This window comes from Streptomyces sp. CNB091, from assembly GCF_000377965.1.
Genome location: NZ_KB898999.1, coordinates 21,183 through 31,946, shown reverse-complemented (window position 1 = coordinate 31,946; position 10,764 = coordinate 21,183). Strand labels below are relative to the sequence as shown.

The following is a 10,764-nucleotide window of genomic DNA, read 5'->3' as shown; positions in this document are numbered from 1 at the left end:
GGTGGTCCCCGCGCACGCGGGGGTGGTCCCGGGTCGCTGGCCCTGGTGGCGCAGCGCACCGAGTGGTCCCCGCGCACGCGGGGGTGGTCCCCGTTTCACGGTCAATCGTGAAGACAAATGATCGTGGTCCCCGCGCACGCGGGGGTGGTCCCCGGCCCCACGAGTACGACCTGGCCGAGAAGGTGTGGTCCCCGCGCACGCGTGGGTGGTCCCGTTACAGGGCCACCTCCGTTTCGACCCGGTACGTGGTCCCCGCGCACGCGGGGGTGGTCCCTGGCGGGCGTCTCGATCTCGGCGCGGGTGCTGTGGTCCCCGCGCGCGGGGGTGGTCCCATCGGCACCCGGTACGCGCCGCTGTACAAGGCGTGCTCCCCGCGCACGCGGGGGTGCGCAATCGGACCCGTTCCCCCACGGCTCCCGGCACGACCCACACTCCGCGAGTCGACCAACGGAGCCCGGCGACCATACTCACCGCCACCTCCAGCCATAGCCACAGCCAGCACCAAGCGCGGCCGGCATCAGCAGATCACTTCCCCACCACCGCACTCGATCAGATAAGTGCACTTGCGTTCATTCTCGGACATCGCAACCGCCGGCGACTTCGACGATGTCCAATACGCCCATGAGCCGCGATCATCCGGAAAGCCTCTCGGCTTTCGCCCGCCTGTCCCCCGCTTCTCGCACCGCCTGGGGCAAGCACGACCGGCAGACCGAGCAGTGGCTCCCCCTCTGGCGGCACATGGCGGACAGCGCCGCCGTGGCAGGCCGGCTCTGGGACGAGTGGGTGCCCGACAACGTCAAGGCGCTCATCGCTGACGCGTTCCCCCAAGGTGCGCGGGACGCCCGGCAAGTGGCCGTCTACCTCGCCTGCGTCCACGACATCGGCAAGGCCACCCCCGCCTTCGCCTGCCAGGTGGAAGGGCTGTCCGACCGGATGCGGGCGGCCGGGCTCGCCATGCCCTATCAGAAGCAGTTCGGGATGGACCGCAGGATGGCTCCGCACGGACTGGCCGGGCAGTTGCTCATCCAGGAGTGGCTGGCGGAGCGGTTCGGGTGGAGTGAGCGGGTCTCCGGGCAGTTCGCCGTGATCGCGGGCGGGCATCACGGCACACCCCCGGACCACCAGCAGATCCATGACCTCGGGCTTCGCCCCCACCTGTTGCGTACGGGAGGGGCGGGAGGGGCGGAAGGCGAGAGCGAGGTCGTCTGGCGGGGTGTCCAGTTCGAGCTGATGGATGCCTGCGCCGTGCGAGCGGGCGTGCAGGGGCGGTTCGACGATTGGCGGTCCGTTCGGTTGCCGCAGCCCGTTCAGGTCGTACTCACCGCGATCGTCATCGTCTCCGACTGGATCGCCAGCTCCTCCGAGCTGTTCCCGTACGATCCCGCCTCCTGGTCCCCCGTGGGACCGGAAGGGGAAGGCCGTCGACTCGCGGCCGCCTGGGCCGGGCTGGACCTGCCCGGCCCCTGGCGAGCCGACCAACCAAGCGGCACCGCAGCCGAGTTGTTCCGAGCCCGGTTCGATCTTCCGCAGGGCGCCGAGATCAGGCCCGTACAGGACGAGGCGGTGCGCGTGGCCCGGGAGCTGCCGGGACCCGGCCTCCTGATCATCGAAGCGCCCATGGGCGAGGGCAAGACCGAGGCCGCCTTCGCTGCGGCGGAGATCCTGGCCGCCCGGTCGGGTGCCGGTGGGTGCCTCGTGGCGCTGCCGACCCGCGCCACCGGGGACGCCATGTTCCCCCGCCTGCTGCGCTGGCTGGAGCGGCTGCCCTCGGACGGGCCCCGCTCCGTGGTCCTCGCCCACGCCAAGGCCGCCCTCAACGAGGTCTGGGCCGGGATGACGAAGGCCGACCGGCGGACGATCGCGGCCGTCGACCTGGACAGTCCGGTCGAGGACGTCTCCCCCGCCGGGGCCGCGAGCCGCGTCGATCCCGCCTCCCTCCACGCCCACCAGTGGCTCCGCGGCCGCAAGAAGGCGCTGCTCTCCTCCTTCGCCGTCGGCACCATAGACCAGGTACTTTTCGCCGGGCTCAAGAGCCGGCACCTGGCGCTGCGGCACCTCGCCGTCGCGGGCAAGGTCGTCATCATCGACGAAGTGCACGCGTACGACGCGTACATGAACGCCTACCTCGACCGCGTACTGGAGTGGCTGGCCGCCTACCGGGTGCCCGTCGTGATGCTCTCCGCCACCCTGCCCGCCCGGCGCCGGCGCGAGCTGGCCGCCGCGTACGCCGGGGAGGAAACTCCCGAACTCGCCGAAGCCCTCGATCTGCCCGACGACGCCTATCCGTTGATCACCGCCGTCGCCCCCGGAGACGCCGCCCTGACGGCCCGGCCCGAGCCCGCCTCCGGGCGGCGCACCGCGGTGGTCCTGGAGCGGTTGGACGACGAACTGCCTTTGCTGGTGCGGCGGCTGGGTGAGGAACTGCGCGACGGTGGCTGCGCCCTCGTCGTACGCAACACCGTCGACCGGGTCCTCGAAGCCGCCGAGCACCTCCGCGCCCACTTCGGGGCGGAGGCCGTCACCGTGGCGCATTCCCGGTTCATCGCAGCCGACCGGGCACGCAAGGACACCGAGCTGCGTGAACGGTTCGGGCCCGGTGGCGACCGTCCCGCCGGGCCGCACATCGTGGTGGCCAGCCAGGTCGTCGAACAGTCGCTGGACATCGACTTCGACCTGCTGGTCACCGACCTCGCCCCCGTCGACCTGGTGCTCCAGCGCATGGGGCGGCTGCACCGTCATCCGCGGACCCGGCCGCCCCGCCTAGCGCGGGCCCGCTGCCTGATCACCGGGGTGGAGGACTGGAACGCCGACCAGCCCGTGCCCGTACGCGGTTCCCTCGCCGTGTACCAGGGGCCGCACACCTTGCTGCGGGCGCTCGCCGTGCTGGGCCCGCATCTCGACGGCGTACCGCTGGTGCTGCCGGACCACATCAGTCCGTTGGTGCAGGCCGCTTACGACGAACGGCCGGTCGGGCCCGCGCACTGGGGCCCCGCGCTGGCCGAAGCCCGGCGACAGTACCTGACCCGTATGGCCGAGAAGCGGGAGCGGGCCGACGTGTTCCGGCTGGGGCCGGTACGGCGAGCGGGCCGACCCGTGTTCGGCTGGCTCGACGGCAACGCCGGTGACGCGGACGACAGTCGCGACGGGCGCGCCCAGGTGCGGGACAGCGAGGAGAGCCTTGAGGTCCTGGTCGTCCAGCGCCGCGCGGACGGACGGCTGACCACCGTGGGCTGGCTCGACGGCGGTCGCGGCGGGCTGGATCTGCCGGAGCACGCGCCTCCGCCGTACCGGGCCGCCGAGATCGTCGCCGCGTGCGCGTTGACGCTGCCCCGGGCGCTCACTCATCCGGGTGTGATCGATCGGACCATCGCGGAGCTGGAGCGCTTCGTCGTACCGGCCTGGCAGGTGAAGGAGTGCCCCTGGTTGGCGGGGGAGTTGCTGCTCGTTCTGGACGAGGACTGTCAGACCCACCTGTCAGGGTTGGAGGTCCACTACAGCGCAGACGACGGACTCCGGGTGGGTCCTGTCGGCGCGCGCAGCGCAAGCAGAGCAAAGGGGCTCGAAGCAGTGGCGACCTCAGTGCCTTCTTTCGACCTGGTCTCCCGGCCGTGGCTGCCCGTCCAGTACGAGGACGGCTCCACCGGCGAGCTCTCGCTGAGGGACGTCTTCGCGCGGGCGGGCGAGGTGCGTCGGCTGGTGGGCGATCTCCCGACGCAGGAGCTGGCCCTGCTGCGGCTGCTGCTGGCGATTCTGTACGACGCGTTCGACGAGGCCGAAGGCCGGTCGGGCGGCGCACCGGCGCAACTGGAGGACTGGGAAGCGCTGTGGCACGCGCCGGACTCCTTCGAGATCGTCACCGGCTATCTCGACCGGCACCGGCACCGCTTCGACCTTCTCCACCCGGAACGCCCGTTCTTCCAGGTGGCCGGGTTGCATACGCAGAAGCACGAAGTCGCCTCGCTGAACCGGATCGTGGCCGACGTGCCCAACGGTGAAGCGTTCTTCTCCATGCGCCGGCCCGGTGTCGATCGGCTCGGTCTCGCCGAGGCTGCCCGCTGGCTCGTCCACACCCATGCGTACGACTCGTCCGGGATCAAGTCCGGTATGGAGGGCGACGCGCGGGTCAAGGGTGGAAAGGTCTACCCGCAGGGCGTCGGCTGGGTAGGCGGCCTCGGTGGTGTCTTCGCGGAGGGCGCATCGCTGCGCGAGACCCTCCTGCTGAATCTGATTCCGACGGGTGAGGACATCCTGGCGTCGGAGCCGAAGGCCGATCTCCCCGTATGGCGCCGCGAGACGCCCCCCGGGCCGGGCGTGGTGGAAGGCGACCCTTCCGTGCCTCGCCCGGCGGGCCCCCGCGATCTCTACACCTGGCAGTCCCGGCGGCTTCTCCTCCACACGGAGGGCTCCGACGTCATCGGGGTCGTCCTCGGTTACGGTGACCCGCTCGCCCCGGCCAACCGGCAGAAGGCGGAACCGATGACGGGTTGGCGCCGCAGCCCCGCACAGGAGAAGAAGCTCGGGCGTCCGCTGATCTACCTGCCGCGTCAGCACGACCCCGACCGGGCGGCGTGGCGTGGCCTGGCGAGCCTGCTGTACGCCCAGCGGGAGGACGGGGACACGACCGGGCGGGGCACGGACCGGAGCCGGCCGCCCGGGATCGTGAGATGGCTGGCCCTGCTCAGTACCGAGGGCGTGCTGCCGAAAGGGTCGTTGATCCGTACGCGGCTGGTCGGCGCGGTCTACGGAACGCAGCAGTCCGTGGTGGACGAAGTGGTGGACGACTCCATCGCCCTGCCGGTCGTTCTGCTCCACCAGGACCGCCGCCTGCACGGGGCGGTCGCGGTCGACGCGGTCGCCGAAGCCGAGCGGGCCGTGTCCGCTCTGGGGCACCTGGCAGGGAATCTGGCGCGTGCGTCCGGTTCGGATGCCGGGCCGGCCACGTCCACCGCCCGGGACCAGGGCTTCGGGGCGTTGGACGGGCCGTACCGGCGCTGGCTGGTGGATCTCGCGGAGGACACGGATCTGGAGCGGGCTCGTGCCGCATGGCGGGCCACCGTACGGCTCATCGTGCTCGGCCTCGGCCGTGAGCTTCTCGACTCGGCGGGCCGGGGGGCGGCCGAGGGGCGGGTGATCGAGCTGCCGGGCGTGGGCAAGCGCTGGATCGACAGTTCTCGGGCGGACCTGTGGTTCCGGACCCGGATCAACAAGGTGCTGCCCAAGCCGCTGTCGGAAGCGCCTGTTCCGACCACCTCCAACCACCCCGACTGCGCCGGCTACGCCGACCGCGCCAGCCGCCTCGACCACGCCGAGCGCGCCGACCGCGCCGACCGCGCCGACGAAGCTTCTTCGGAGGAAACCGCATGACCATCGCCCCTACGACGACCGGCGCGGACGCCTCGCCGCCACCCCGGGAGAGCGCACCGGCCGCCGAACGGCTGCCCGACCATCGGCTGGTCGCCCAGGCGACGGGGAAATACATCGCACGGATCCAGCCTCAGTATCTGTCCAACACCTCGTCCGCCGTGGCGGAGCTCGCCCGGCTGCGGCGCGGCGCGGGAAAGCGGGTTCACCAGGTCCAGGACCTGTGGGGCATCGGGGGGACGGAAGAGCTGGCTCGGCTGCTCGATGGCCGGAAGGACTTCATCCGCCCTGCATTCGCCGAGGAGGCCGTCTTCCTCGCCTCCACCCTGTGGGCCCTGCACCAGCAGTCGGCCCGCGACACCGGCATGCACGACCGGAGGCAGAACCTGGGCGGGGGCGTCCGCACGCTGATCCGGCTGAAGGGCGCCTCGGGCGAGGACGAGGAGGACTCCCCGCTGCGCAAGCGCCTGGTGCGTGTCGGAACGGCCGAATCCCTCGACTCGGTCGCCGTACGGCTCAGAGAGCTCGTGCTGCTCCTGCGCGGCGCGCGGGAGCCCCTCGACTACGCGCGCCTGGCCGGGCAGCTCTACCGCTGGCAGCACCGCCCCGACCGGGCCGGGGTGCAGCGGGAATGGGGCCGCGAGTTCCATCTCGCCGCAGCCTCGGCCGTGAGGAAAGGCAAGTCGGCCTCGGACGGGAACACCAGCGGCACCGGCAATACCGGCGACACCGGCGACACCGGCGACACCGGCAATGCGGGCGACGCGGTCGACCGGGCATTGAGCCCGGATGAGGAATACGGCGGCTATGCGGCAGGGGAGTAGAGCTCCGCGCTCAGCCCATGGCCCTCGGTCTGTCCGCCCTCGTAGAACATCTCTCGCGCACGACGACGATCAAAGGAATTGAGCACGCGTGGCCCTGAACCGGACGATTCTCGACATTCATATTCTCCAGACCGTTCCGCCGAGCAACCTGAATCGCGACGACACAGGGACGCCGAAATCGGCGACGTACGGGGGCGTGCGGCGCTCCCGCGTGTCCAGCCAGGCATGGAAGCGGGCGACCCGTACGGCGTTCGCGGAGCTGCTCGACCCATCCGAACTCGGCATTCGCACCAAGAAGGTCGTGGAGGTCCTCGCCGACCGGATCCTGGATCTGGACCCGTCGCTGTCGCGTGCCGCCGCTCAGAGCCTGGCGGCGGAGACCATCACCACGGCGACCGGCTCGAAAGTCGTCCCCGCCCGCAAGGGCAAGCAGGACATGGAGGATCCCGCCGCGGAATCCGCCTACCTGATGTTCCTGAGCGGCCGGCAGTACGACGCCCTGGCCGCGATGACGATCGAGGGCGGGAAGGGCGGCGACGTCAAGGCGCTCAAGGACTTCTTCAAGGACAAGGAGAACAAGTCGCGGGTCAAGCAGCTCGTTCTCACCGAACACTCCGTGGACATCGCCCTGTTCGGACGCATGGTCGCGGACTCGACCGATCTGAATGTGGACGCGGCGGCCCAGGTCGCCCATGCGCTGAGCGTGCATGCGGTGGAGGTGGAATCGGACTACTACACAGCGGTCGACGACAAGAACACGAACGCTGAAACCGGCGCCGGAATGATCGGCACCGTCGACTTCAACTCCGCCACCCTCTACCGCTATGCCGCACTGGACGTGAACCGCCTCCAGGAGAATCTGGGCGCCGGGCACGACGATGCCCGGCCTGTGGAGCCGACGCGGCGGGCTGTCACGGCGTTCCTCGAAGGTTTCATCACGTCCCTCCCCACCGGAAAGATCAACTCCTTCGGCAACCAGACCCTGCCCGCCGCGGTGATCGTGAAGCTCCGCTCCCGGCGGCCGGTCAGTTACGTGGCCGCGTTCGAGGAGCCGGTGGCCATGGGCAGCGAAGGCGGCTTCCTCACGGGGAGCTGCAAGAAGCTGGCCGCGTTCGTGCCGGACCTGGAGACGAGCTTCGGCCTCTCCGACGGCCCGGAGGGCTGGGTCGTCCGGGTGGGCAAGGAGACGAAGGCTCTGGAGGCGCTGGGCCAGTCCGTGAGCCTGCCCGAGCTGCTGGCCGCTGTGGGAGACGCCGTCGTCGCCCGGGTAGCGCCGGAGGGCACGGGGCATGCCACCGGCGTCCCCGGCGCGAGGGGCGCCTCGGGCCTCGTGCCGGAGCCCGGGGCATGACCGTGCTGCTGTTGCGGCTCGCGGGCCCCCTCCAGTCCTGGGGATCGGCGGCCCGCTTCACCCGCCGCACCACGGAGAACGCGCCGACCAAGAGCGGCGTCATCGGCCTTCTCGCCGCAGCCCAGGGCCGCAGACGGGACGCCGATCTCACCGACCTCGCGGCGCTGGAGTTCGGTGTCCGCATCGACCAACCGGGCACCCGGCTGCGCGACTTCCAGACGGCGCACCACAGCGACACGCTCAAGGCGATGCCGCTGTCGGAGCGCTTCTACCTCGCTGACGCGGTGTTCGTGGCCGGGGTGAGCGGTGAGGCCGGGCTCGTACAGCGGCTGTACGAGGCGCTGCTGGAGCCGGTGTTCCTGCCCTACCTGGGCCGTCGTTCCTGCCCGCCATCGCAGCCGGTGACAATCGCGGAGCCGCTGGACGGAGAGCTGGAGCAGACCCTCAGGGAAGCGCCGTGGGAGGCTTCCGGCTGGTACCGGAACCACCGTCTCACCTCGTTCCGTCGCCGAGGCCAGTCACCGCCCGCCGAGGTGCGCCTGGACCTCCTGCTGGACAGCCCGCCCGCCCCCGGCCGGTTGCCGGACATCACCCTGCGGGATCTCCCGGTGAGCTTTGACCCGCGCCACCGCCGGTACGGGCTGCGGGGCGTGCGGACGACCGAGACCAGCGTGCCCACGGCCTCCGGGGCCCGGTCGGCACGGCCACCACATGAACCCACAGCTCTACTCACGCCTGTCACGCCTGTCACGCCCGTCACGCCCGCCGCAACGAGGACCGACTGATGTACCTCACCCGATTCCGTGTGAACACCGGCCGGTCAGAGGGCCGCCGCCTGCTCGGCTCACCGCACCGCGTGCACGGCGCGGTGAACGCCTCCTTTCCCACTCCGCCCTCCCGCGACGGATCAGGGCCCCGGGTGCTGTGGCGGGTGGACCGCAACGGAACCTCCGAGACACTGCTCTACATCGTCAGCCCCAGCCGCCCCGACCTGACCCACCTGGTCGAGCAGGCGGGCTGGCCCGCCTCGGACGAACCCGGATGGACGACGTTCGCGTACGCCGACTTCCTCACCGCGCTCCACCCGAACGACACCTGGGGCTTCAGGCTCACCGCGAACCCCGTGCACAACGTGCGCCACGCGTACGTGAAGGAGGGGGAGCGGACGAAGCGGGCCGCGCACCAGACCCCGCGGCACCAGATGGAATGGCTGCTGCAGCGGCAGGAGAAGGCCGGCTTCGAGGTCGTTCGCAAGCCGGCGGAACAACGTCTGCTGCCCGAGGGCGACGAGTACGAACTGATCGTCCGCGACCGGATTCCGCTTCAATTCCGACGCACGGCGGAGCCGACGCGCGGGAACAGCGACGTACAGATCACCAAGGTCACCTTCGACGGGCGTCTGCGCGTCACGGATCCGGACCTTCTCCGCCGCACGCTCACCCACGGCCTGGGCAAGGCCAAGGCGTACGGCTGCGGCTTGATGACACTGGCCCCGGTACTGGGGAGGGGAGAAGGGTGAGCACGGTCGGCCGTAGGAGGGCCTCCACGCCTCGCGAGCTCACCCGGGTCGGTGACCGGCTCTCGTTCGTCTACCTGGAACGGTGCACGGTGCACCGGGACTCCAACGCGATCACCGCCGAAGACGCGGACGGCGTCACGCACATCCCGTCCGCCACCATCGGCACGCTCCTGCTCGGTCCGGGCACCCGCGTCACCCACCAGGCGATGGCGCTCCTCGGCGACAGCGGTGCCGGCGTGGCGTGGGTCGGCGAGCACGGAGTCCGGTACTACGCGGGGGGCCGAGCGCTCACCCGTTCCTCGGGGTTGATCGAGGCACAGGCCACGGCCTGGGCGAACCGGCGCACCCGACTGGACGTGGCACGCGCCATGTACCGGCTGCGGTTTCCGGGCGAGGACACCACAGGCCTCACCCGTAAGGAACTCCTCGGCAAGGAGGGCACGCGGCTGCGGGAGTGCTACAGACGGGAGTCCCAACGTACGGGCGTCCCCTGGCGCAAGCGTGAGTACCACCGTGACGACTTCTCTGCGGGGGATGCCCCCAACCAGGCCGTAACGGCCGCCGCGCAGTGCATGTACGGCGTATCCCACTCCGTCGTCGCGGCCCTGGGCTGCTCGCCGGGGCTGGGGTTCGTCCACTCCGGCCACGAACGCTCGTTCGTCATGGACGTCGCGGACTTCTACAAGACGGACATCGCCATTCCCGCTGCCTTCGACGCGGCAGTCGAGGGGGTGGACGACATCGCGGCCCGGACCCGCCGCATGCTCCGGGACCGCATCAACCGCATGGGCCTGCTCGACCGCTGTGTCCGGGACATCAAGGACCTGCTCGGCTACGACGGCACCCGCGACACGGCCGAGGCGCTCAGCACGTCATCGGACCGGGTGACGCTCCAGTCCGACGGAGACGTCATGGTCGAGGGCGGGCGCAACCACGGAGACGAGTTCATCTGGTGACCGTCATCGTCCTCACCAACTGCCCGGTCGGCCTCAGGGGCTTCCTCACCCGCTGGCTGCTGGAGATCTCCCCGGGCGTCTTCCTCGGCGCTCCGTCCACCCGCATCCGCGACCTCCTGTGGGCCGAAGTCCGCGAGTACGCCGGCCAGGGCCGCGCCCTGCTCGCCTACCAGACGGACAACGAGCAGGGCTACGCCTTCGAGACCCACGACCACACCTGGCACCCGACCGACCACGAGGGCCTCACCCTGATCCACCGCCCGAGCACCCATGCCCCGCGGGCGGGGAGCGCGGCGGCCGATGTTCCCCGCCAGGGCTGGAGCAAGGCGTCGAAGCGACGGCGGTTCGGGGGCGGGAGGTAGGTGCGGCGTGGAGGGCAGGGGCAGGGTCAGGTCGGCGTACACCGCAGGCCAGAAAGATTCCTTATGCCCGAATCAAAAGAAGTGGGTAAAAACAGGCTCCTGCCCGTATAAAACGCCAGGTCAGTGACTGTCGTCCCCGCGCGTGCGGGGTTGGTCCGCGTCCCGGTCCTCGCCCCGCACGGTTTCCTGGTCGTCCCCGCGCGTGCGGGGTTGGTCCCACGGACTCGCTGCGCAAGCGCGTGAAGGCGGTGTCGTCCCCGCGCGTGCGGGGTTGGTCCCCGCCCGGAAGGGCCTGGCTGCTGTACCCGCCCGTCGTCCCCGCGCGTGCGGGGTTGGTCCCCCGCCCTCCATGGGGCGGTCGTCGGCGTCCGGGTCGTCCCCGCGCGTGCGG

At 71.0% G+C, this 10,764-nt stretch carries 7 protein-coding genes and 2 CRISPR repeat arrays (1 of these 9 cut by a window edge); all 7 genes read left to right on the top strand.

Translation table 11 applies throughout. The features are described from left to right. Position 1: 1 nt before the first annotated feature. Positions 2-274: a CRISPR direct-repeat array (repeat unit 29 nt; unit sequence GTGGTCCCCGCGCACGCGGGGGTGGTCCC). 347 nt (positions 275-621) lie between these two features. The 7 genes from casA (at position 622) to cas2e (ending at position 10,373) form a co-directional block, all read left to right on the top strand. Continuing rightward, positions 622-5,364, top strand: a complete 4,743-nt coding sequence (gene casA, locus D581_RS1000000139140) for a type I-E CRISPR-associated protein Cse1/CasA (RefSeq protein ID WP_018958658.1) — start codon at positions 622-624, stop codon at positions 5,362-5,364. Then, positions 5,361-6,185 carry a type I-E CRISPR-associated protein Cse2/CasB gene (gene casB, locus D581_RS0118265; RefSeq protein ID WP_018958657.1) on the top strand — a complete coding sequence of 275 codons (825 nt, stop codon included), beginning with the start codon at positions 5,361-5,363 and terminating at the stop codon, positions 6,183-6,185. The genes casA and casB overlap by 4 nt, the downstream gene beginning before the upstream one ends. Positions 6,186-6,279: 94 nt before the next feature. Continuing rightward, positions 6,280-7,536: a type I-E CRISPR-associated protein Cas7/Cse4/CasC gene (cas7e, locus tag D581_RS0118260; RefSeq protein ID WP_051114606.1), complete on the top strand. Its 1,257-nt coding sequence runs from the start codon at positions 6,280-6,282 to the stop codon at positions 7,534-7,536. Next, the gene (gene cas5e, locus D581_RS0118255) at positions 7,533-8,321 is read left to right on the top strand and encodes a type I-E CRISPR-associated protein Cas5/CasD (RefSeq protein ID WP_018958655.1); all 789 of its coding nucleotides are present in this window, start codon (positions 7,533-7,535) and stop codon (positions 8,319-8,321) included. The genes cas7e and cas5e overlap by 4 nt, the downstream gene beginning before the upstream one ends. Further along, positions 8,321-9,055, top strand: coding sequence for a type I-E CRISPR-associated protein Cas6/Cse3/CasE (gene cas6e / locus D581_RS0118250; protein WP_018958654.1), 735 nt, complete (start codon positions 8,321-8,323; stop codon positions 9,053-9,055). The genes cas5e and cas6e overlap by 1 nt, the downstream gene beginning before the upstream one ends. Further along, the gene (cas1e, locus tag D581_RS0118245) at positions 9,052-10,011 is read left to right on the top strand and encodes a type I-E CRISPR-associated endonuclease Cas1e (RefSeq protein WP_018958653.1); all 960 of its coding nucleotides are present in this window, start codon (positions 9,052-9,054) and stop codon (positions 10,009-10,011) included. The genes cas6e and cas1e overlap by 4 nt, the downstream gene beginning before the upstream one ends. Continuing rightward, on the top strand, positions 10,008-10,373 hold the full coding sequence (gene cas2e / locus D581_RS0118240; protein ID WP_018958652.1) for a type I-E CRISPR-associated endoribonuclease Cas2e: 366 nt from the start codon (positions 10,008-10,010) through the stop codon (positions 10,371-10,373). Before cas1e ends, cas2e begins: the two co-directional genes overlap by 4 nt. 129 nt (positions 10,374-10,502) lie before the next feature. Then, positions 10,503-10,764: a CRISPR direct-repeat array (repeat unit 29 nt; unit sequence GTCGTCCCCGCGCGTGCGGGGTTGGTCCC) (it continues 1,415 nt past the right edge of the window).